The organism is Rhodococcus sp. NPDC054953, from assembly GCF_053609225.1.
This window is the reverse complement of record NZ_JBSGXD010000026.1, coordinates 36,388-58,214: the sequence shown is the minus strand read 5'-3', so window position 1 is coordinate 58,214 and position 21,827 is coordinate 36,388. Positions and strand designations below refer to the sequence as shown.

Annotated in this window: 19 protein-coding genes; 3 read left to right on the top strand and 16 right to left on the bottom strand. The window is 70.4% G+C overall.

Annotation, left to right across the window (positions count from 1 at the left end):
- Positions 1-4: 4 nt before the first annotated feature.
- Entirely contained in the window at positions 5-1,564 is a 1,560-nt protein-coding gene (locus tag ACWF62_RS17020; RefSeq protein ID WP_378571097.1) for a carboxyl transferase domain-containing protein, read from the bottom strand.
- Between the two features lie 104 nt (positions 1,565-1,668).
- Between ACWF62_RS17020 and ACWF62_RS17015 the strand changes: the two genes are divergently transcribed.
- Positions 1,669-2,268, top strand: coding sequence for an SACE_7040 family transcriptional regulator (locus tag ACWF62_RS17015; protein WP_378571095.1), 600 nt, complete (start codon positions 1,669-1,671; stop codon positions 2,266-2,268).
- 114 nt (positions 2,269-2,382) lie between these two features.
- Positions 2,383-2,712, top strand: a complete 330-nt coding sequence (locus ACWF62_RS17010; protein WP_378508108.1) for a YnfA family protein — start codon at positions 2,383-2,385, stop codon at positions 2,710-2,712.
- 79 nt (positions 2,713-2,791) lie between these two features.
- Here ACWF62_RS17010 and ACWF62_RS17005 read toward each other — a convergent pair whose 3' ends face one another.
- From ACWF62_RS17005 to ACWF62_RS16965, 9 genes are all read right to left on the bottom strand, one after another.
- Entirely contained in the window at positions 2,792-3,082 is a 291-nt protein-coding gene (locus ACWF62_RS17005; protein WP_378571093.1) for a GlsB/YeaQ/YmgE family stress response membrane protein, read from the bottom strand.
- A gap of 112 nt (positions 3,083-3,194) precedes the next feature.
- Positions 3,195-3,767 carry a pentapeptide repeat-containing protein gene (locus ACWF62_RS17000; protein WP_378571091.1) on the bottom strand — a complete coding sequence of 191 codons (573 nt, stop codon included), beginning with the start codon at positions 3,765-3,767 and terminating at the stop codon, positions 3,195-3,197.
- Between the two features lie 101 nt (positions 3,768-3,868).
- Positions 3,869-4,981, bottom strand: a complete 1,113-nt coding sequence (locus ACWF62_RS16995; protein WP_378508111.1) for an NDMA-dependent alcohol dehydrogenase — start codon at positions 4,979-4,981, stop codon at positions 3,869-3,871.
- Positions 4,982-5,036: 55 nt separating this feature from the next.
- The gene (locus ACWF62_RS16990; RefSeq protein WP_378571089.1) at positions 5,037-6,539 is read right to left on the bottom strand and encodes an aldehyde dehydrogenase family protein; all 1,503 of its coding nucleotides are present in this window, start codon (positions 6,537-6,539) and stop codon (positions 5,037-5,039) included.
- Between the two features lie 134 nt (positions 6,540-6,673).
- Positions 6,674-8,338 (bottom strand): sigma-54-dependent Fis family transcriptional regulator, encoded by a 1,665-nt coding sequence (locus tag ACWF62_RS16985; RefSeq protein ID WP_452630694.1) that lies wholly within the window; start codon positions 8,336-8,338, stop codon positions 6,674-6,676.
- Between the two features lie 9 nt (positions 8,339-8,347).
- Entirely contained in the window at positions 8,348-10,027 is a 1,680-nt protein-coding gene (locus ACWF62_RS16980) for an AMP-binding protein (protein WP_452630693.1), read from the bottom strand.
- Positions 10,028-10,175: 148 nt separating this feature from the next.
- The gene (locus tag ACWF62_RS16975; protein WP_452630692.1) at positions 10,176-11,546 is read right to left on the bottom strand and encodes an MFS transporter; all 1,371 of its coding nucleotides are present in this window, start codon (positions 11,544-11,546) and stop codon (positions 10,176-10,178) included.
- Between the two features lie 126 nt (positions 11,547-11,672).
- On the bottom strand, positions 11,673-12,167 hold the full coding sequence (locus tag ACWF62_RS16970) for a hypothetical protein (protein ID WP_378508116.1): 495 nt from the start codon (positions 12,165-12,167) through the stop codon (positions 11,673-11,675).
- A 129-nt stretch (positions 12,168-12,296) separates the two neighbouring features.
- Positions 12,297-13,349, bottom strand: a complete 1,053-nt coding sequence (locus ACWF62_RS16965) for a YeiH family protein (protein ID WP_452630690.1) — start codon at positions 13,347-13,349, stop codon at positions 12,297-12,299.
- Between the two features lie 103 nt (positions 13,350-13,452).
- On the opposite strand from ACWF62_RS16965, the gene ACWF62_RS16960 reads away from it, so the two are divergent.
- Positions 13,453-14,343 (top strand): LysR family transcriptional regulator, encoded by an 891-nt coding sequence (locus tag ACWF62_RS16960; RefSeq protein ID WP_452630688.1) that lies wholly within the window; start codon positions 13,453-13,455, stop codon positions 14,341-14,343.
- A 15-nt stretch (positions 14,344-14,358) separates the two neighbouring features.
- Here ACWF62_RS16960 and ACWF62_RS16955 read toward each other — a convergent pair whose 3' ends face one another.
- From ACWF62_RS16955 to mftE, 6 genes are all read right to left on the bottom strand, one after another.
- Positions 14,359-14,907 carry a DUF779 domain-containing protein gene (locus tag ACWF62_RS16955; RefSeq protein WP_452630687.1) on the bottom strand — a complete coding sequence of 183 codons (549 nt, stop codon included), beginning with the start codon at positions 14,905-14,907 and terminating at the stop codon, positions 14,359-14,361.
- 148 nt (positions 14,908-15,055) lie between these two features.
- Positions 15,056-16,579, bottom strand: a complete 1,524-nt coding sequence (adh, locus tag ACWF62_RS16950; protein WP_378571075.1) for an aldehyde dehydrogenase — start codon at positions 16,577-16,579, stop codon at positions 15,056-15,058.
- A 103-nt stretch (positions 16,580-16,682) separates the two neighbouring features.
- Positions 16,683-18,032 carry a transcriptional regulator gene (locus ACWF62_RS16945; protein ID WP_452630686.1) on the bottom strand — a complete coding sequence of 450 codons (1,350 nt, stop codon included), beginning with the start codon at positions 18,030-18,032 and terminating at the stop codon, positions 16,683-16,685.
- Between the two features lie 81 nt (positions 18,033-18,113).
- Positions 18,114-19,556, bottom strand: coding sequence for a mycofactocin dehydrogenase MftG (gene mftG / locus ACWF62_RS16940; protein WP_378571071.1), 1,443 nt, complete (start codon positions 19,554-19,556; stop codon positions 18,114-18,116).
- 93 nt (positions 19,557-19,649) lie between these two features.
- On the bottom strand, positions 19,650-21,047 hold the full coding sequence (gene mftF, locus ACWF62_RS16935) for a mycofactocin biosynthesis glycosyltransferase MftF (protein WP_378571069.1): 1,398 nt from the start codon (positions 21,045-21,047) through the stop codon (positions 19,650-19,652).
- Between the two features lie 25 nt (positions 21,048-21,072).
- Positions 21,073-21,759, bottom strand: coding sequence for a mycofactocin biosynthesis peptidyl-dipeptidase MftE (gene mftE, locus ACWF62_RS16930; RefSeq protein WP_378571067.1), 687 nt, complete (start codon positions 21,757-21,759; stop codon positions 21,073-21,075).
- Between the last annotated feature and the right edge of the window lie 68 nt (positions 21,760-21,827).

Below are 21,827 nucleotides of genomic sequence, written 5' to 3'. Positions count from 1 at the left end.
TCGCTCACATCCGGAAGACGCCGTAGGAGACGGGCTCGATCGGCGCGTTCGCACACACCGACAGGGCCAGTCCGAGAACAGTTCTGGTGTCGGCCGGGTCGATGATGCCGTCGTCCCACAGCCGGGCGGTCGAGTAGTAGGGGTTGCCCTGCGCCTCGTACTGGGCACGAATCGCGTCCGGGTCGCTGCCGGAGCCGACGGTGCCGAGCACCGACGCCGCCTGCTCGCCGCCCATCACCGAGATCCGCGCGTTCGGCCACATCCACAGGAACCGGGGCGAGTACGCCCGCCCACACATCGAGTAGTTGCCCGCGCCGTAGGAGCCGCCGATCACGACGGTCAGCTTCGGTACCCGCGCACAGGCGACGGCGGTGACCATCTTCGCGCCGTGCTTGGCGATGCCGCCCGCCTCGTAGTCGCGGCCGACCATGAAGCCGGCGATGTTCTGCAGGAACACCAGCGGGATGGACCGCTTGTCGCACAACTCGATGAAATGCGCGCCCTTCATGGCGGATTCGGCGAACAGGACGCCGTTGTTGGCGACGATGCCGACCGGGTGGCCGTGGATCCGCGCGAAACCGGTGACCAGTGTCTTGCCGTATTCGGCCTTGAACTCCTGGAAGCTGGTGCCGTCGCGGTGGTCGGTCTCGGCGGCGCCGTCCACGATCCGGCCGATCACCTCGTGCACGTCGTACGGGGTGCGCGGGTCGGTGGGGACCACGTCGTAGAGCTCGTTCTGATCGGCGTCCGGGTCCACGGTCGCGGCGACCTCCCATGGCCGCGGGCCGCGCGGGCCGAGCGTGGCGACGATGTTGCGCACGATGCGCAGCGCATCCTGGTCGTCGGCGGCGAGGTGGTCGGTGACCCCGGAGACCTTCGAGTGCAGGTCCCCGCCGCCGAGCTCCTCCGCGGTGACGACCTCCCCGGTCGCGGCCTTCACCAGCGGCGGGCCACCGAGGAAGATGGTGCCCTGGTTGCGGACGATGACGGCCTCGTCGCTCATCGCGGGCACGTACGCACCGCCCGCGGTGCACGACCCCATCACCGAGGCGATCTGCGCAATCCCCCTGGCGCTCATCGTGGCCTGGTTGTAGAAGATGCGGCCGAAGTGCTCGCGGTCCGGGAACACCTCGTCCTGCCTCGGCAGGAACGCGCCACCGGAATCGACGAGGTAGATGCACGGCAGGTGATTCTGCAGCGCAATCTCCTGCGCGCGGAGATGCTTCTTGACCGTCATCGGGTAGTAGGTGCCGCCCTTGACGGTCGCGTCATTGGCGACGATCACGCATTCCCGGCCCGCAACCCGGCCGATGCCCGCGATCATGCCCGCGCCGGGGCATTCGTCGTCGTAGAGGCCGTTCGCCGCGAGGGGCGAGAACTCGAGGAACGGACTGCCCGGATCGAGCAGGGTGTTCACCCGGTCCCGCGGGAGCAGCTTGCCCCGGTCGACGTGCCGTTGCCGGGACCGCTCGCTGCCGCCGAGCGCGGCGGCGGCAACGCGCTCACGCAATTCCGTCACCAGCCGCTCGTGTTCGGCCCTGTTCAGATCCCCGTCGAAGCCCATTCCGCCACCTGTCCGGTCAATTCGGTTAACGGTCAATAACCGAATTCAAGATAACCGTGCTTAACTGAGTTGTCCATACCCCGGGAAGTACAGGAGGTGACGGCGTGACGGACGACGTGTCCGCCCCGACGCGGCGGAGCCAGGCCAAGGCCGACCGCCGCCGTCAACTGCTGCACGCGGCCGCACGGCTGATCGCCGAACGCGGCTACGCGGGCGTCCGCCTGGAGGACCTCGGGTCCGCGGTCGGGATCAGCGGTCCCGCCGTGTACCGGCACTTCCCGAACAAGGAGGCCCTGCTGGTCGAACTGCTCGTCGACATCAGCGCGCGCCTGTTCGACGGCGGCACCGACGTGGTCGAGGGGGCGCGGGACCCGGACGCCGCGCTCGCGGGCCTGGTCGAATTCCACCTGGACTTCGCGCTCGGCGAATCCGACCTGATCCGGGTGCAGGACCGCGACCTCGCCTCGCTGCCCGACGCGGCGCGGCGGCAGGTACGACAGTTCCAGCGGCGGTACGTCGAACTGTGGGTTCAGGTGCTGCGCGAGACCGACCCCGCGCTGACCGAGACGGAGGCCCGCACCAAGGCGCACGCGACGTTCGGCCTGATCAACTCGACGCCGCACAGCGCGGCGCGGACCACCCCCAGCCACACCCGCGACGTGCTGCGCCGGATGACGACGGCGGCGCTCGCCCCCGGCGTCTGACCGCGTGACCCGCCAGGCGCGCGGACGTTTCCACGCGCCATCGTCGACGCCGAACGCGGACACACCCCCACCGTAGGTCGCGGCCAGGCAGCACGCCCCCGATACCGTGCTGACATGACCGTCGCCAAGTCCATTGCCCTGTTCGCCATCGCAGCCGTGTTTGAGATCGGCGGCGCCTGGTTGGTGTGGCAGGGCGTGCGGGAACACCGTGGCTGGCTGGTCGCCGGTCTCGGGGTGCTCGCCCTCGGCGTCTACGGGTTCGTCGCGACACTGCAACCGGACGCGAACTTCGGCCGGATCCTCGCCGCGTACGGGGGCGTGTTCGTCGCGGGATCGCTGGTGTGGGCGATGGCCCTCGACGGATTCCGGCCCGACCGCTGGGACCTTCTCGGCGCGCTGATCTGCCTCGCCGGCGTCGCCGTCATCATGTACTCACCCCGGTAGCCGCGCCGCGAACGCCGCGCGAAGCACCAGGATCTCGTTGACCGGGCGCGGGGCGACGCCGGGCGGCACCCCCCAAGGACTACGCGTGCCTGGCGGGACCGGAATGGTCCATTCCCCGAGCGATCGCCTGGTAGCCGAGGGCGAGGACGGCCGCTGCCGCGATGCTGATGACCCAGCGGATCCAGTCGACGCCGCCGGTGTCGCCCTGGCCGAGCAACCCGTCCCACACCCAATATCCGATGAGAGCGCCTGCGATGCCGAGCACCACGGTGATGATCCACCCCATCGCCTGCTTACCGGGGATGATCAGGCGGGCGAGCACGCCGATCACGGCACCGAAGACGATGGTGCCGACGATGTTCCAGAACATTGCGATTCTCCTCTCGGACACCGAGCGGGACGAGAAGTCTGTAACCCCTCGATGGTGGCACAGTCCAACGCCGAGCGGAACCCCATTGCCGCGCAACGGCGCCGACGACGCGTCAGTCCGCGGTGGTGCCGTCCGGCAGGACGGCGTCGGTCAGGTCCGCACCCGTCAGGTCGGTCGCGTCGAGGACCGCCCCGGTCAGGTTGACCTTCCCCAGGTAGGCGCCGGTCAGGATGACGCCGGTCAGGTCGGCATCGCCGAGGTAGGCGCCGGTCAGATAGGCGTCGGACAGGTCGGCACCGGCCAGGTCGGCGTGCCCGAGGTAGGTCGACGTCAGATACGCCATCGTCAGGTCGGCGTCCCGGAGTCGGGACCGGGTGAGGTACGCGCCGGTGAGGTTGGCGTCGTGCGCCCGCACGCCGCTGAGATCGGCTCGCGTCAGGTCGGCACCGACGAGGTCCGCGGAGACGAGACGCGCGCCCGCCAGGGTGGCGTCGACGAGGACGGCCCCCGACAGGTCCGCGCCGGTGAGGTCGACCCCCGCCAGGTTCGCGCCGGCCAGCATCGCGCCTGCGAGGTCCGCATCGCCCAGGTCGACCGCTCCGTCGTCGCTGGACCGATACGCATTCCATGCGGCCACGTCCGTGCCGAGCAGGTCGATTGGACTGGTTCGCGCTGCCGACGTCATCGCACCTCCGAATGGGTATTCTGGTTGACGGCGTCAACCTAACAGCCCCACGCACGGCGCCGCACGACCGATGACCGGCCGTGCGGCGCCGCCCGCCCGGGTCAGGAACCGTGGACGATCACGCCGCGAATGTTCTTGCCGTTCCGCAGGTCCTCGTAGCCCTGGTTGACGTCCTCGAGGCGGTACCTGGTGGTGACGAGCTCGTCGAGCTTCAACTGCCCGGCGTCGTAGAGGCGCAGCAGCTTGACGATGTCGTACTGCGGATTCATCGAACCGAACAGCGAACCCTTGATCGTCTTCTGGTTCAGGGTCAGGTCGCAGCCCGACACGTGGACGGTCAGCTTCTCCGGGTTCGCCAGGCCGGTGATGACGACGGTTCCGCCCTTGCCGACCACCGCGGTCGCCGCGCCGACGACCTCCTCGTCCACCGTGCCGACCAGGATCAGGGCGGCGTCCGCGCCCTGCCCCCAGGTCAGCTCCGACACCTTCGCTGCGGCGGAGGCGGCGTCCGGGAAGGCATGGGTGGCACCGAATTTCAGCGCGGTCTCCCGCTTAAGCGGTACCGGATCCACCGCGACCACGTACTTGCACCCCGCGCTCACCGCACCCTGGATGGCGTTGATGCCGAGACCGCCGACCCCGTAGACGACGGCGGTGTCCCCGGCCCGCAGGTTGCCGGCGTTGACCGCGGTCCCCCACCCGGACGGGACGCCGCAGCCGACGAGGACGGCCGTCTCCAGCGGCAGCCAGTCGTCGACCTTGACCACCGAATGCTGGGAGATGGTGGCGCGCTCGGCGAAGGTGCCGAGCATGCACATGGCGCCGAAATCCATTCCCCTGCCGTGGAATCGGAACGAACCGTCCGGCATCGACCCTTCGAGGATGGTGGCGCCCATGTCGCACAGGTTCTGGCGGCCGGTCGAGCAGTAGCGGCAGGTACCGCAGTTCGGGATGAAGCTGCACACCACGTGATCGCCGGGCTTGACCTTGGTGACGCCGGGACCGACCTCCTCGACGATCCCGGAGCCCTCGTGGCCGCCGACGATCGGGTACCGCGGCGGCAGGTCACCGTCGGTGAGATGCAGGTCCGAATGGCACAGGCCCGCCGCGGTGTACTTGATCAGCACCTCACCGGGGCCGGGACCGTCCAGATCGAGTTCCATGATCTCGAACGGCCTGCCCGCCTCGAGCAGGACTGCTGCGGTGGTCTTCATCTGATTCTCCTTCTGCGAGCGAACCGGTCGGGGGCGGGAGGGTCGGGTCGTACTGTCACAGTGCGACGTTGACGGACTTGGTGGTCGTGTAGGCGTCGAGTCCGGCGGCGCCGAGTTCGCGTCCCCACCCGGACTGCTTGTAGCCGCCGAACGGCATCGCGGTGTCGAAGCCGTTGTACTGGTTGATCCACACCGAGCCGGCCTTGATCTGCCGCGCGGTGCGGTGTGCCCTGGAGATGTCCCTGGTCCAGATGCCCGCCGCGAGCCCGTAGATCGAGTCGTTGGCCGCGGCCGCGACCCCGTCCTCGGCGTTGAACGGGAGCGCAGCGACGACGGGGCCGAAGATCTCCTCGCGGACGATGGAGAACTCGGGCTTGACGTCGACGAAGACGGTGGGTTCGACGAAGTAGCCGGTCTCGCCCCACCGCTTGCCGCCGGTGAGCGCGCGGGCCCCGTCCGCGAGGCCCGCCGCGAGGTAGCCGGTGACCTTGTCAAACTGTTCCTGCGACACCAGCGGTCCGAGTTGGGTGGTCGGGTCGAGGCCGGGACCGATCGTCACCCGACTGGCCGCGTCCGCGACCGCCTGGGTGAACTCCTCGAAGATGGTGTCCTCCACGAACAGTCGGGTTCCTGCGACGCAGCACTGGCCGTGGTTGAACAGCCAGGCGTTCAGCGAACCCTGCACCGCCGCATCGAAGTCCGCGTCGGCAAACACGATGTTCGGGCTCTTGCCACCGAGTTCGAGGGTCACCTTCTTCAGGTTGCCTCTCGACGCGTCGACGATCTTCTTGCCGACCTCCGTCGACCCGGTGAACGCGACCTTGTCGACATCGTCGTGCGCGGCCAGCGCCGCGCCCGCATCACCGAAGCCGCTGACGATGTTCACCACACCGGGCGGGAACCCGGCCTCCTGGAACACCTCGCCGAGCAGCAGCGCCGTCAGCGGTGTCTGCTCCGCAGGCTTGAGGATCACCGTGTTGCCCGCGGCGAGTGCGGGCGCCAACTTCCACGATGCCATCAGCAGCGGAAAGTTCCACGGCACGATCAGTCCACACACCCCGACCGGCTCCCGCAGGGTGTACGCATGGAACTGCGCGTCGGGGGCGAACGGCATCGACACGTTGACCGTGCTGCCCTCGATCTTGGTGGCCCACCCGGCGTAGTACCGGAACACGTCGGCCGCCCATGCCATGTCGACGGCGGTCGCGATCGCGGCGGACTTGCCGTTGTCGAGGGCCTCGAGCTGCCCGAACTCCTCGGCCCGTTCGGTGAGAATGTCACCCACCCGCCAGATCAACCGTTCGCGCTCATTGGGTTTCATGGACGCCCACGGGCCCTCATCGAAGGCCCGACGGGCCGCCCGCACCGCCCGGTCGACGTCCTCGGCCTGCCCGTGCGCGACCTCGGTGAGCGGATTCCCGGTCGCCGGGTCGTTGGTGGCGAACGTACGGCCCGAGGCCGCCTCGATCCATTCTCCTCCGATCAGGAGCCTTTTCGGGCCGCCTGCGAGGAAGTCCCGTACCCGGGCGGCGAGGGGGTGGTCGGCGATCGCGGTCATCGGAGCTCCTTCGGTGCGAGGGGGTCGAGCTGCCCGCGGTGCGGGCCGTTCGGACGGAAACGATGTGCCGCAAACCACATTTCCCTGTCCGGACGGCCCGCAACTGTCCGGGCTTCGGACAGTCGGCGCCCGCGTCAGGTGGTGATCTCGAGGGCGCGCATCCGGGTGTAGAGGGTGCTCCGGCTGATCCCGAGCTGGGCGGCCGCGTGCACCTTGTTTCCGCTGCACTCGGCGAGGGCGTCGACGATCGCCTGCCGCTCGGCGCGCTCGCGCCCACCGAGTCGGGATACCCGGCCGGATGACCGGTACTGCTCCGGCAGGTCCGACAACGTGATTCGGCCACCGGAACGCGGCATCCGGTCCGCTGCCGCGGTCAGCACGACCCTCAACTCGGCGAGGTTCCCCGGCCACGGCGCCGCGCCGAGGGCGGCGAGCGCCGAGGCCGTCAGCTGGCTCCCTGACGCGATCCCGGCGAGCATCGACCGGGCGATGTCCGGCACCTCGGCGCGGCGGTTCCGTAACGGCGGCAGTGTGATCCGTTCGGGACAACGGGCAATCAGGGCGGCCACCGGGCGGGGCAGGTCGGCGTCGGGGCAGGCGGTGACGACCACCCGGGGCCCGGTCCCGGTGAGGGCGTCCGCGACCAGCGGGTGCGCCGACTCCGGCAGCAACTGCACCTGCTCGATCACCACCGGTGTGCATGCCTGCAGGCACCGGGCGAGGCCAGCGATCCAGGACTCGGCGCCCTGCACCGCGATCCGCGACGCGTCGAACCACCGCGCATCCCCGGAGCCGAGCACGTCGCGGGCGGCGGAGGTGCGGCCCGACCCCGGTTCACCCAGGATCGCCACCGGAACGTCGCGTCTGCGGGCCCGCTCCAGCTCGGAGCGAATACGACCGCCCGCCGTCGGTGTCGCGGTCCGTGGCACCGGGATCGTGTCACGGTGCACCGGCTCCACCTGGAACAGCGTCCCGCCGTCGGCTCCGGCGATCCGCTCCACCCGCACCGACACCGCCTCCCCCGACACGAGTTCGACACGGGCCGTGCGGGACTGATCCGGTCTCAGGTCCGCCGCCAGTCCCCGCAGGGCGGCGTGGTCGGCGGCGTCGAGCATCTCCTGCGCCGCGTGGTTGGACAGCAGCAGGTCGTCGGCGACCGCGGCGACCGCGACCTGCCGCTGCGGCGAGACCCGTTGGAAGGCGTCGACCAGCCTGCGCTGCGAGGCGCGGGCCCCCTCGAGCAGCCGGTGCTCGATGTCGCCCGCCGCGCGTTGCAGGAACGGCGCGAACAGCGAATTCACCTGCGGCCCGATACACGTCAGGTCGAGAATGCCCTCGACCCTCCTGGTCACCGGGTGGATGATGGGGTGCCCGTAGCAGCTGAGGTTCTTGAACTGCTCCAGGTAGTGCTCCGGCCCGTTGACCACGACGCCGCGGCGCACCTCCAGCGGTGTGCCGAGCGCGTTGGTGCCGGCATGATCCTCACCGAATCGGGACCCGACGGTCACCCCCAGCAGTTCCAGCTGGCGCTCGACGGCGGGATTGTCGAAGACCCGGGCCACGATCCGGCAGCCCGGGTCGGCAAGCAGCACGCACAGTTCGGTGCCCGCGATCTGCACCCCGATCTCGTCGAGGACGGGACGCGCCGCCCGCAGCAGCCGTGACGCCGGGTCGACGTCCCCGGACGGACGCGCGTCGAAGCTTCCTGCCGGGTCGACACCACTGAGTTCCGATCGCTTCCACGACAGGGCGATCTCCGGGCGAATCACCGGACCACCGCACCCACCGACGCCACCCATGCCGGGCCCCTACGTCCGCCCGATCAGGCGGACGGACATTTCCCGCATCTCGATCTTGCGCACCTTGCCGGTGACGGTCATCGGGAATTCGTCGACGACGTGGACGTACCGCGGAATCTTGTAGTGCGCGAGCTGCCCGGTGCAGTAGGCGCGCAGGGTGTCCGCGTCGAGGGGGGTTGCGCCGTCCCGCATCCGCACCCACACCATCAGTTCCTCGCCGTACTTGGTGTCCGGGACCCCGATCACCTGCGCGTCGAGGACGTCGGGGTGGGTGTAGAGAAACTCCTCGATCTCGCGGGGATAGATGTTCTCACCGCCGCGGATCACCATGTCCTTGATCCGTCCGGTGATCGCGACGTACCCGTCGGGGTCCATCACCCCGACGTCGCCCGTGTGCATCCACCGGGCACTGTCAATCGCCTCGGCACTCTTCTCCGGGTCGTTCCAGTACCCGAGCATCACCGAGTACCCGCGGGTGCACAGCTCACCGGGCTCACCCCGGGCCGCCGTCAATCCCGTTGCCGGGTCGACGATCTTCACCTCGAGGTGCGGTCCGACCCGGCCGACCGTGGACACCCGCTGGTCGACGGTGTCGTCGGCGCGGGTCTGCAGCGACACCGGCGAGGTCTCGGTCATCCCGTAGCAGATGGATACCTCGGTCATGCCCATCTGTTCCATCACCTGCTTCATCACCTCGACCGGGCACGGCGAGCCCGCCATGATGCCGGTGCGCAGGCTGGATAGGTTGTAGTCGGCGAAGCCGGGGTCGGCGAGTTCCGCGATGAACATCGTCGGCACCCCGTACAGCGACGTGCAACGCTCGGCCTGCACCGCGGCGAGCGTCGCCGCCGGGTCGAAGGCGGGCGCCGGGATCACCATCGCCGCACCGTGACTGGTGCAGGCGAGGTTGCCCATCACCATCCCGAAGCAGTGATAGAACGGCACCGGGATGCACACTCGGTCCAGTTCGGTGTAGTGGCAGAGCTCGCCGACGAAGTAGCCATTGTTCAGGATGTTGTGGTGACTGAGTGTCGCACCCTTCGGGAAACCCGTTGTCCCCGAGGTGTACTGAATGTTGATGGGATCGTCCGCGGACAACCCGGCCTGGGCCGTCCGCAGTGTGGACGGGTCGGCGGCGTGCGACGCCCGGCCCTCGTCGAGCAGCGCCAGCCAGTCGGGACTGCCGAGCAGGATCACCGAGTCGAGGGCGGGGCAAGACGGCCGCACCTCCTCGATCATCGCCGCGTAGTCGGAGGTTCGGAACTGGGCCGCGGAGATCAGCATCACGATGCCCGCCTGTTCGAGGACGTACCGCAGTTCGTGCGCCCGGTAGGCGGGGTTGATGGTGACCAGGATCGCGCCGACCTTTGCCGTCGCGTACTGCACGATCGCCCATTCCGGGCAGTTCGGCGCCCAGATCCCCACCCGGTCACCCTTCGCGACCCCGCGGTCCAGCAGACCCGCCGCAATGGCGTCCACGTCGGCGGCGAACTGCGTGTACGTCCAGCGGCGACCGCCGGCGTGGTCGACGAGCGCGTCCCGGTCGCCGTGGGCGGCGACGGTCCGGTCCAGGTTGTCGCCGATGGTGTCCCCCAGCATCGGGGCGTCCCACACTCCCGACGCGTAACTGGGCAGCGTGGGTGAGCCCGACCCGTCCACTGCTGCGGCATCCGACACGGTCCCGGTCATTGCTGGTCCTCCTTCACGTCCGGCCACCGAGGCCGCCGGACGGGGTGCAATCGAAACTACTCGCATGGGTGTGATCCACGACATAGTCCGTCGGATCGGCTGCCGGCAACTGTCCGAGAACAGGACATCCGACCCGACGGACGTCGTCCTACAGCGCCAGGTCCTTGGTCTCGACCAGCGCACGGGTGCAGACGAAGCTGAGCACCGCCAGCGCGGCAAGCAGCACACCGATCGCGATGCCCCCGAACGAGGCCGCGAGCGGCGCCGCGAGCAGCGGCGGGATCGCGCCGCCGAGCACCCCCGCCAGGTTGTAGCCGAGCCCGGCGCCGGTGTAGCGGTAGCGGGTCGCGAACATCTCCGGGAGCAGCGCTCCGCACGGACCATAGGCGATCCCGAAGATCGCGAGGGTTCCGAACATGCCGATCGCGAACGCCGCCGGGCTGCCCGAGTCGAGGATCGGGAACAGCGCCAACGCCCAGACGAACGCGGCGACACAGGACGCCATGATCACCCTGCGGCGGCCGATCCGATCGGAGTACAGGGCGGACACCACGATGGCGGCGCCGAATACGACCGCCGATGCGATGCCGACCGACAGCACGAACGGTCGCGAGAAGCCGAGGGTCGTTGTGCCGTAACTGGTGAGGAACGCGGTGCCCATGTAGAAGAACGCAAACAGGGTGGCAAGGGCGCCCGCGGACAGCAGGATCTCCTTGCTCTGATGCCGCCAGGCGTCGGCGAACGGTAGCCGGGCGCTCGATGTGTCGGCCCGGTTGGCCTGGTTGGCCTGGTTGGCCCGGAACACCGGCGTCTCCTCGATCGCGAGCCGCATGTACAGGCCAATGCCGACGAGCACGATCGAGAAGAGGAACGGCACCCGCCAGCCCCAGGTCAGGAACGCCTCGTTGGTGTCGCCGAGCACCGCACCGGTGGCGAGGAACGTCCCCGACGAGAGGATGAACGCGATTGCGGGGCCCAGTTGCGGGAACATCGCGTACAGGCCGCGTTTGCCGGGCGGCGCGTACTCGGCGGTGAGCAGGGTCGCGCCCGCCCATTCGCCGCCGACGGCGAACCCCTGCGCGAAGCGCAGCAGCACCAGAATCACCGGGGCCGCGACACCGATCGTCGCCGCGCTGGGCAGCACGCCGATCAGCAGCGTGGAGATGCCCATCAACAGCAGGGTGGAAACCAGGGTCTTCTTGCGCCCGATCCGGTCACCGTAGTGCCCGAACAGCATGGCACCGACCGGCCGCGCGACGAACGCGACCGCGAAGGTGGCGAACGAGGCCACGGTTCCCGCGGTGGATCCGAGCGCGGGGAAGAACACGGTCGGGAAGACGAGTGCCGCTGCCGTCCCGTAGATGAAGAAGTCGTAGAACTCGATGGTCGTGCCGATGCAGCTGGCGACCGCCACCCGGCGCACGCTCGTCCGCGTCGCGGGCGCGGTCGCGGGCTTCGCAGGAGGTGCCGGGTCGGCGGACACTCCCGGGGGTGCCGGGTCGGACGAGACTGTGGTCATGGGCCCTCTTCTCGCGTGCGGGGTCCCCGGCTCAGATCGCCGGGGTTGCGAGAAAGGTAGTGACGCGGCTCACCCCCGAACCACCCCCGAAAGGGGGGAGGGGTGAGCCGCGTCACACGGTCTAGGTCAGCGGCCCGCTGCGCTGAGGATCTCCGTGCGCAGCTCCGACCACACGACCGCGTACGCGCCAGCGTCGGCGACGGTGTCGGCGAGCAGTTCCTGGTAGCGCGCGAGCCGCGGCACGTAGGCGGAGACGTCGTCGAACACGTCGGCGGCGCGGCGGTCCAGGTCCGCGAGCTTGTCGGGGTCGCCGCTCGCGTCGGAGAACTCGGCGTCCAGCGGCTCGAACCGCTCGACGACCTCCGCGAACAGGAACTCGTCGATCGACACCCGTTCGGCGTCGAGCTGGGTGTCGAGCTCGGTGACTCCCTCCGCGGTGAGGGTGACCGAGCCTGCGTCGTCGGCGACGGCCCGGCCCATCTCGACCAGGGCGGTGAGCGCTGCCTGCGCGGAGGACTCCCCCACCCCAAGCTGCACGGCGAGCACCGGCGGCGTCACCGCGCCCTTGAGCCGCACCGACTGCAGTAGGGCCAGCTCATCCACGTTGCCTGCGAAGGCCATTGCGCATCTCCTCTGTCGTGTCGCCGCGCGTTCGCCGCGGCGGTGGGGCTTCATCATCTCGCGCCCCGGCGCGGCGGCGGCAGCTACCCGACCCGACCCCGGGGCTACAGCCCGGTGAGGAAGCCGTCGTCACGCCACCACCAGCACACCGATCAGCGCGACGACGGCGACCCACACCGTGGACAGCGCGGCGAGAACGACCGGGCGCGGGCCCATCGACCTGAGCAGGCTCAGCCGAACGCCGAGGCCGAGCGCGAACATCGCGGCGGCCAGCAGCGCGGTCTGCACCGGCCCGGCGATGTCGAGGACCTGCTGCGGGAGCAGTCCGGTCGAGCGCAGTGTCACGCATGCGAGGAAGCCGACGACGAACATCGGCACCAGCGGCGGCTGCGTTCCTTCGCCCCTCGCCATTCGACCGCCGGTGACCATTCGACGCTGCCGGGCTCCGAGATACGCCATGACCGGCGCGAGCATCAGGACCCGGGCCAGCTTGACGACGGTCGCGACGGCGAGCGCGCCACCGCCGATGACGCCGCCCGCGGCGACGACCTGCGCGACTTCGTGGATCGACGCGCCCGCCCACATCCCGGACTGCCGGTCGGTGAGCCCGAGCATCCGCGCGAGGAGGGGGATCGCCGGGATCATCACGGTCCCGAAGACCGCAACGAGCGCCACCGCGGTGAGCAGTTCCTCCTCCTTCGCGTTGACGACGCCGTCGGTCGCGGCGACCGCCGCGGCACCACAGATCGAGAAGCCGCACGCGATCAGGATCCGCTGCGTCCACGACAACCCGAGCAGCGCACCCACCCACATCGTGCCCGCGATGCCGGCGGCGACGACCACCACCACGACCGCGATCACCCCCCAGCCAAGGTCGGCCACGTCGCTGAACATCAGTTGCAGGCCGAGCAGGGCCACCCCCACCCGGAGGAGTCGCTTCGCGGAGAAGTCGAGGCCGGGACGAATCCTGGCGGGCAGCGCCACCAGGTTCGCCAGCAGGGCACCCGCCACGATCGCGATGAGGAGGGGGCTGACCGCGGGGATCAACCTGCCGATGCCCATCGCGAGCGCGGCACCGAACGCGCACACCGCGACGCCGACGACCGTGCCAACGGCGCGGGACCGGGGTTTCGCCGAGGGGACGGCGGGCGGGGTGGGGGGTGCACCGACATCGCTGGACATGCCATGAACACTGGCGCACGCCAGGTCGTTCCGGTAGCCCTCGATCCGCCATGGCTACATATCACTTCGATATGGGAGCCCACTCTGGGCATACACTTCCGATATGCAGATGCGGTGGCCCGACCTGGACGTCCTGGAACTGCTGGTTGGCGTCGACGATCACGGGAGCCTCAGCGCGGCAGCAAAAGTAGCTGGCGTCGCGCAACCGAACGCGAGCCGGGCGATGAAGCGTCTCGAGGCGCAGGTTGGCGCGCCGCTCCTGCTCCGCAGGCCGACCGGTTCCACGCTGACCGCGGAGGGCACCGTGCTCGCGCACTGGTCGAGGAAGGTGCTCGCCGACGCGAGGCACCTGATCGACGTCGCGGCGGGCATGCGGGAGAGACGTGCCGCTGAACTGACGATCAGCGCGAGCATGACGGTGGCCGAACACCTGCTGCCCGGCTGGCTCGGCCGGTTCCGGCAGCAGAACCCGGACGTCACGGTGCACCTGCAGGTTCGCAACTCCACCCTGGTGTTCGACGACGTCATCGGCGGCGCCTGCGATGTCGGCTTCGTCGAGTCGCCAACGGTGCCCCTCGGACTGCACACCGTCGCGGTCGCCCGCGACCGACTGGTGGTCGTGGTCGACCCCGGACATCCGTTGGCCCGGCGCAGGAAGCCGCTCACGATCGGCGAACTCGCACGAACCCCCCTCGTGGTCCGGGAACCCGGATCGGGCACCCGCACCACCCTCGACGTCGCGCTACACGAATACGACCGCGCCGCACCACTTCTGGAACTCGGCAGCGCGGCAGCGATCCGGACGAGCGTGCTCGGCGGCGTCGGCCCCGCGGTGCTGAGCACCCTCGCCGTCGCCGACCAGGTGGCGGCCGGGGACCTCAAGGTCGTCGAGGTCGCGGAGCTGCACCTCGACCGGATCCTGCGCGCGGTGTGGCGCCCGCCCCGGCAACTGGAGGGACCCGGCGGCGATCTGGTGCGCATGGTCCGACGGTGACCCGCCGCCCAGCCGTCACGGACGGCGTTGGACGGGGCAGGCGTCGGCGGCCTCCGCGACGATCTGCGGGACGACCGCGGGCCCGGGTCGCCGTCCGGCCTCCCACTGCTGACCGGTGATCGGGTCGGCGACGGCAAGCACCCCGATCTCCGCCGCATCGAAGGCGCGTCCGCGGCTGAGAAAACGCAGCCCCTCGGGCGATTCGAGACTGAACCCGGAGCCCCGGCCGGGGACCACGTCGATCACCAACTGGGTGTGCTTCCACAGCTCGAACTGCGGCCCGGAGATCCACACCGGTACCGCGTCGGCACCGTCCGGCAGGTCCACCGCCCGCTCCCCCACCCGCAGCCGAAGGTCGAGCAGCCCGACGAGGACGTCCCGGTCCCCCACGATGAACTCCCCGACCGGATAGCACATCGGTGCGGAACCGTCGCAGCACCCGCCGGACTGGTGCATCATCACCCCGCCGTGCGCGGCGACCAGCAGGCGCAGCAGGTCCGCGGCCGCCTCGGTGGCGACGATCCTCGGCGGCGGGTCGGCCGCTGCCTTCGTCGTATCGACCATGGTGCGTTCCATCCGTTCGTGTGGTGGGTCCCGGGAGCGGACTTCTGCTGTGCCCGTGCGGAAACGGAGGGGCGGCGCCCGCCGACGAGGGGGTATCGGCGGGCGCCGCGTCATTCCGCCGGCCGAGGGAGCCGGAGGAAGCGGGGCATCAGAAGAAGCCCTGCGCCTTGGGTGCGTAGCTCACCAACAGGTTCTTGGTCTGCTGGTAGTGGTCGAGCATCATGTGGTGGTTCTCGCGTCCGATGCCGGACTGCTTGTATCCGCCGAACGCCGCGTGCGCGGGGTACTGGTGGTACGTGTTCGTCCACACCCGACCGGCCTGGATGTCGCGACCGGCGCGGTAGGCGACGCCACCGTCCCGGGACCACACCCCGGCCCCGAGCCCGTACAGGGTGTCGTTGGCGATCGAGATGGCCTCGTCGTAGTCCTTGAACGAGGTCACCGACACCACCGGGCCGAAGATCTCCTCCTGGAAGATCCGCATCCTGTTGTTGCCGGTGAAGACGGTCGGCTGGATGTAGTAGCCACCGGACAGGTCGCCGCCGAGCTCGGCCCGCTCACCGCCGGTGATCAGCTTCGCCCCCTCGGACTTCCCGATCTCGATGTACGAGAGGATCTTCTCGAACTGATCGTTGGACGCCTGCGCGCCGATCATCGTGTCGGTGTCGAGCGGGTCGCCCTGCCGGACGGCCTTGGTGCGGATCGCGGCCATCGCCAGGAACTCGTCGAAGATGTCCTCCTGGATCAGCGACCGGGACGGGCAGGTGCACACCTCGCCCTGGTTCAGGGCGAACATCGTGAACCCCTCCAGGGCCTTGTCCTGGTAGTCGTCGTTCGCGGCGAGCACGTCGGAAAAGAAGATGTTCGGGCTCTTGCCGCCGAGTTCGAGGGTGACCGGGATCAGGTTCTGCGAGGCGTACTGCATGATCAGCCTGCCGGTGGTGGTCTCGCCGGTGAAGGCGATCTTCTTGATCCGCGGGCTGGACGCGAGCGGCTTGCCCGCCTCGGTGCCGAACCCGTTCACGATGTTGACCACACCGGGCGGCAGCAGGTCCCCGATGAGGGAGAACAGGTAGAGGATCGACGCGGGGGTCTGCTCGGCCGGCTTGAGCACCACGGCGTTGCCCGCGGCCAGCGCGGGCGCCAACTTCCAGGTCGCCATCAGGATCGGGAAGTTCCACGGGATGATCTGCCCGACCACGCCGAGCGGCTCGTGGAAGTGGTAGGCAACCGTGTCACCGTTGATCTCCGACAGCGACCCCTCCTGCGCGCGGATGGCGCCAGCGAAGTAGCGGAAGTGGTCGACGGCGAGCGGAATGTCGGCGTTCAGCGTCTCGCGGATCGGCTTGCCGTTGTCCCAGGATTCGGCGAGCGCGATCGACTCGAGATTCTCCTCGATGCGGTCGGCGATCCGGTTCAGGATCACGGCCCGCTCGGCGACGGGGGTCTTGCCCCAGGCGGGAGCGGCGGCGTGGGCGGCGTCGAGCGCCAGGTCGACGTCCTCGGCGGTGCCGCGGGCGATCTCACAGAACGGCTGACCAGTGATCGGGGTGGTGTTCTCGAAGTACTGGCCCTTGACGGGGGCCACCCACTGCCCGCCGATGTAGTTCTCGTAGCGGGACTGGAAGGACATGAGCGCGTCGGGCGAACCCGGGCGGGCGTACACGGTCATCGTCGAACTCCTCTGCTGCGGTCGGTCCCGCGGTGTGATCCGGAACACTACGAGCGGAACACTACGAGCCGGGGGGTTGCAACGGGGTTGCGGTCGGGAGCCGTCACCCGCCCAGCTGTTCGTCGAGGATCGCGATCCTGGCCCTGACCTGGTCGTACATCGGTGACCGCGGATCGATCGAGGACAGGTACGCCGCCCAGGCCGCCGAGTCCCCGCGCCCGTCCGGGGTTGCCGTCCACCGCGCGAGCAGGGGTTGCTCGCCGGACCGCAACAGCGCCGCCTGCATGCGGGCCCGGACCTGTTCGCGGATCTCCTCGACGCCCGGCGCGTCCGACCCGGGCAGCACCGGGCCGCGGTACGCGGCGAGCGCCGCGGCCGCATCACCGGCCTCGAGGGCGCGGCGCACCTCGTCGACATCGGTGTCGAGATCGACGAGCAATCGATACGGGCGGGACCCGAGCCCGTCGGCCCCGAAGACCTTCCGCAGCCGCGACATCTCGGCGCGGATCGTGACGGCGTCGAGTTCGGCCTCGTCGAGCAGGACCGACAACTGGTCACCGGACAGCCCCTCGGCGTGCTGCGCGAGCAGCAGCAGGATCTCCGCGTGCCTGCGCGACAACGGAATACGATCGCCGCCGCGGATCAGCGTCGGTCGACCGGAACCGAGGACCGCCAGCCGGGGTGCTGCCGAACCCGGCGTCGCGAGGCCGGGTGTTTGCGCCCCGAGCAGCCGTGGCGAGTTCAGCAGGTGCAGCCGCAGCTCGGCCTCCGCCGCCGCAACCGTCGCCCGAACCAACGCAAGCACCTGCGGCTGCGCCACCTCGGGGCCGCCGGTGATGTCGATGGCGCCGAGGATCCGCCCACTCGTCGGGTCGTGCACCGGGGCCGCCGAACAGCTCCAGTCGTGGACGGCGGCGCTGAAGTGCTCGGCCCCGAAGATCTGCACGCACTGGTCGACCGCGAGGGCGGTGCCCGGCGCGTTGGTGCCGACGCGATCCTCGCTCCAGTCCGCGCCCTCGACGAAGTGCATCGCGACCGCGCGGTCCTTCGCCCCGGAATCCCCCTCGACCCACAGCAGCCGCCCGGCGGCATCGCTGATCGCGACCAGCAGCCCGGTGTCCGCGACGTCCTCGACCAGCAGCCTGCGGACCACCGGCCGCACCAACGCCATCGGGTGGGCGGCGCGGTAGCCGCCGAGTTCCACCCCGCCCAGCGGGTCTCCGTCGCCGACGGACCGCGGGTTCACGCCCCGGTCCCGGCTGCGCACCCACGAGTCGAACACCACCGGCCGGACCGACGCCCCGGCGCCGGGGCCACCGGTCCGGGTGTCGGCACCCTCGACGAACGAGCGGTGCGCGGAGGAGACCGTGCGGGCGAGTTCCGCGACATCGTCACCCGGCCGAACGGCCACCCAGGGGTTGCCGCGGGCACCGGCCCGTGCGGTAGTGGTCAAGGAGATTCCTCTCGGCGTCGTCCCACTACTGTAACGCCAGTCACACCGGCACGGCCGTCGCTCCGACACCGGATCTGCTGGTCAGACGTCCAGCAGCGCGATGAACTCCGCGACCCGTTCCCCGATCATCACCGTCGTCGCGTGCGGGCCGCGGGACGGGAGGGACGGCATCACCGAGCCGTCCGCGATCCACAGCCCGTCGACGCCGTGCACCCGGCAGCGGTCGTCGACGACGGCGTCCGGATCGTCGGGCGGACCGATCGAGCAGCTGCCCGACAGGTGCATCGAGGTGCCGAAGGTCGCGGACGCATCGGTCAGGCTTCGTGGGTCGAGCAGCCCGGTGAACGCCGGACCGCGGAGCAGATCCTCGGCGAGCGAGACTCCCGCGCGCAGCGCCGCCCGGTCCGCGGCCGCCTCCACGTATCGGTACCGCACCAGCGGCGGGGCGGCGGGGTCGGCGGCCGTCAGCACGATCTCACCGCGGCTGCGCGGGCGCATCAACGCCACCCCGATCCGGGCAAGCGGGTCGTCCACGCCGGGGATCGCCTCGCCGAACGTGGCGGTGTAGGGCCGCACCTCGACCGGCTCCCCGTCGAGCTCGGCCTCGAGGACCACCTCAAGGATCGCCCGGTCCGCACGGTGCGGCAGTGCGGCGGTCCTGCGGTAGCCGACGGTGACCTCGGGGTGGTCCTCGAACGTCCGACCGACGCCGGGGAGATCGACGCGCACCGGGATGTCGTGCGCCGAAAGTTGTTGTGCGGAGCCGACTCCGGAATGCATTAGCAGGTGCGGCGTTCCGACGGCACCCGCGCACAGCACCACCGTCGACGCCAGCAGCACCCGGCGAACGCCACCCGACTCGACCTCGACGCCGGTGGCCCGGTGCCCGGACATCTCCACCCGCCGGGCGGCGGTGTCGGTGAGCACCCGCAGGTTCGGTCGGCCGGTGTGCGGGGCCAGGTAGGCGGTCGCGGTGCCGATCCGCAGACCGGCGCGCGCGTTGAGCGGCACCGGGCCTGCGCCGTCGGCGTCGGGTTCGTTCAGGTCCGCCCGGTAGCCGAAGCCCGCCCGGTCGGCAGCGTCGAGGAAGGCCGTACTGATCGGGTGCCGCTCGGCCGGAGCGGTTCTGGTGACGGGAACCGGACCGGTATCGCCGTGCCAGCGCCGGTCCCCGAACGGATCGGTCTCGAGCCGGCGAAAGTACGGCAACACCGACGCGTACGACCACGACGGCGGCCACCGCTCGAAGTCCGCTGCGGTGCCGCGAAGGAAGTAGCCGCCGTTGACGGCGCCGGACCCGCCGAGCATCCGGCCCCTCGCCAGCACCGTCTCCGGCGCGCCGTCCCGCAGCCGCGCCGGGTATTTCCCGACCACGTCGCTGTGCGCCCCGACCGGCAACACCCCGAGCGGGCCCGGCCCGACGACGCCCGGTCCCGCCTCGATCAGGATCACCGTGCGCTCGGGATTCTCGCTGAGCCGCGCGGCAACGACGCACCCCGCCGATCCGGCGCCAACCACGATCACGTCCGCCGCCAGCGGCTCCGCCGCCCGTGCGTGATTTTCACCCCCATCGGGGGGAAAATCACGCACAGTTCCGGGCACCGGATGCGCCGCTCGTCACCGGGTCAGGCGTGGCTTCAGTGCGGCGAGGCTGCGGTGGGTGACGGCACCGCGCCACAGCCCCGCCCCGTAGGCAAGGTCGTCGAGACGCTTGTAGGCAATGTGCCGAACCGGACCGAGCCCTTCCGGTTCGCGGTGCGTCCACCAGTCGGCGGCCCCCTCCGCCACCGCGACGGCCACCACCGCCCGGCGGACCCGCCGGGAACAGACGGCGGCGAGCACCGTGACCGGCCAGTAATGCCTGCACACCGCGGACGCGAGCTGCCACGCCCCGCCGGCCATCCCCTGGATCGCGAGCACCGTCGCGATCCGCGTCGGCCTGTCGAGTTCCCCGAAGGTCCGGCGCAGCCGGACCACCGTCGCCGCCTGGGTGACCGCGGCGGCGACCACCCCGAACCGGGTTCCGGTCGCCGCGAACACCCAGGCGACGAGGGTCCACCACGACATCGCCAGTGGCGGCACCAGCCCATGATGACGGGCCGCCAACGGTGCCGCACCCGTCCCGTAGAACATCTTGCGCCCGAACCATTTCCGGAACGACACCCGGTGGTCGTGCGCGACGTGGGAGATCGGCTCGTACCGCAACCGCCAGCCCGCGTCGTGCAGGCGCCAGCAGAGGTCAACATCCTCGGCGACGCGCATCGACTCGTCGAAACCACCGCACTCGTCCAGCGCGCGTCGGCGCACCAGCATCGCCGCGCTCGGCACGTACGACACCGCGCTCCCCGCCCGGACCGGCCCCTCCTTGCGCCCAAGGTCGAGCGAGGAGCGTGCGTGCTCGTAGCGCGCCAACGCTCCCCCCGCCGGTTCGAGTGCCACGATCCGCGGCGCGACCATCGCGACCGCGGGGTCGCTGAAGTGGCCGAGCATCGCCTCGAGCCAGCCGGTCCGGGGCACCACGTCGGAGTCCAGGAACGCAACGAACCCCGTTGTGGCCAGGGCCATCCCGGTGTTCCGCGCGGCGGCCGGTCCGCGCGCCTCGGAATGCCGCACCACAGTGATCTCCCCGCGCCCGCCCTGCACCGGGGGGGAGATCACCGGCTCCGCGGATCCGTCGTCGACGACGACGACGTTCAGCCCACGCAGGGCGGGGAGGAGCCGGTTGAGCCCGGCAATGTTGTCCCGGACCGGGACGACGACGGTGACGTCGTGGTTGGGCGGTGAGCTCATCGGCCGCGGGTTCGCGACCCCGGAGTCGAGCAGGTGCCGCGCGACCTCCGCCGACTGGGGATCGACGACCTTCAGGTAGCCGTCGCCGATCATCGCGGCCGCGGTGGGAGCCAGTTTGAGCATCCGGGTGGGGGACCCCCCAATCAGCACCCGTCCATCGGAGAACGTGCGCACCGTCGGATCGAGTCGCACACCGAATCCATCGGGTAGTCGAGCTTGGCGCATCAGGCGATCGTATTCGGATCTGCTCTCACCGCAACATCCCGTGCTCATCCGGCTGCCACCGCCCGGCCGCCGCGACCGCGCGGCCGCACATCTGATCGAACAGCAGTGCCCCCTCGACGGCATCGGCACCCGTCGGATCGCCGAGAATCCCGTTCGCGCTGACGGCGGCGACACCGCCGGCCCGCAGCCGCGGCATCAGCTCCGCGATCGGCCGTGGATCACCCGCCTCGACCCGGTCCATCCGCACCTCGTCCGGCGAAAGATGCAGCAACAGTGCGGTTTCGGTTCGCCCTGCGTGGGCGTCGGCGCCCGGTACCGCGCACGGCAGCCAGGCCGCGTCGCGGCCCTCGTACCGGAGCAGCGTCACCGCCTCCGCGAGCGCGGGTGCGTTGCCGCCGTGCCCGTTGACGAACAACACGCGCGGCGACCAGCGACACGCCGACCGTCCGTATTCGACGATCAGAGTGCGCAGCACCTCGGCACCCAGCGACACGGTCCCGGCGAACCCCTCGTGCTCGCCACTGGCGCCGTACGCGATCGCGGGTGCGAGCCGCAGGCCCGGCAATGCCCCGGCAACCGCCGACGCGATCCTGGTGTCGGTGTCGAGGGGAAGGTGCGGGCCGTGCTGTTCGAGCGACCCGACCGGGACCGCCAGCGCGGGCCTGCCGTCCGCGATCTCGGGCCAGGTGGCGTCGGCCAGGGAGGTGGGCATGCCTGCCAGGGTAGGCCGCGTCCTGCCGCCGCCTCCACCCCCGGCACACCGCCGCGTGCTGGCGGCCG

Coding starts and splice junctions, on each gene's coding strand:
- ACWF62_RS17020 (WP_378571097.1), bottom strand. CDS start 1,564: ATGGGCTTCGACGGGGATCTGAACAGGGCCGAACACGAGCGGCTGGTG.
- ACWF62_RS17010 (WP_378508108.1), top strand. CDS start 2,383: ATGACCGTCGCCAAGTCCATTGCCCTGTTCGCCATCGCAGCCGTGTTT.
- ACWF62_RS17005 (WP_378571093.1), bottom strand. CDS start 3,082: ATGTTCTGGAACATCGTCGGCACCATCGTCTTCGGTGCCGTGATCGGC.
- ACWF62_RS17000 (WP_378571091.1), bottom strand. CDS start 3,767: ATGACGTCGGCAGCGCGAACCAGTCCAATCGACCTGCTCGGCACGGAC.
- ACWF62_RS16995 (WP_378508111.1), bottom strand. CDS start 4,981: ATGAAGACCACCGCAGCAGTCCTGCTCGAGGCGGGCAGGCCGTTCGAG.
- ACWF62_RS16990 (WP_378571089.1), bottom strand. CDS start 6,539: ATGACCGCGATCGCCGACCACCCCCTCGCCGCCCGGGTACGGGACTTC.
- ACWF62_RS16985 (WP_452630694.1), bottom strand. CDS start 8,338: ATGGGTGGCGTCGGTGGGTGCGGTGGTCCGGTGATTCGCCCGGAGATC.
- ACWF62_RS16980 (WP_452630693.1), bottom strand. CDS start 10,027: ATGACCGGGACCGTGTCGGATGCCGCAGCAGTGGACGGGTCGGGCTCA.
- ACWF62_RS16975 (WP_452630692.1), bottom strand. CDS start 11,546: ATGACCACAGTCTCGTCCGACCCGGCACCCCCGGGAGTGTCCGCCGAC.
- ACWF62_RS16970 (WP_378508116.1), bottom strand. CDS start 12,167: ATGGCCTTCGCAGGCAACGTGGATGAGCTGGCCCTACTGCAGTCGGTG.
- ACWF62_RS16965 (WP_452630690.1), bottom strand. CDS start 13,349: ATGTCCAGCGATGTCGGTGCACCCCCCACCCCGCCCGCCGTCCCCTCG.
- ACWF62_RS16960 (WP_452630688.1), top strand. CDS start 13,453: ATGCAGATGCGGTGGCCCGACCTGGACGTCCTGGAACTGCTGGTTGGC.
- ACWF62_RS16955 (WP_452630687.1), bottom strand. CDS start 14,907: ATGGTCGATACGACGAAGGCAGCGGCCGACCCGCCGCCGAGGATCGTC.
- adh (WP_378571075.1), bottom strand. CDS start 16,579: ATGACCGTGTACGCCCGCCCGGGTTCGCCCGACGCGCTCATGTCCTTC.
- mftF (WP_378571069.1), bottom strand. CDS start 21,047: ATGCGCCAAGCTCGACTACCCGATGGATTCGGTGTGCGACTCGATCCG.
- mftE (WP_378571067.1), bottom strand. CDS start 21,759: ATGCCCACCTCCCTGGCCGACGCCACCTGGCCCGAGATCGCGGACGGC.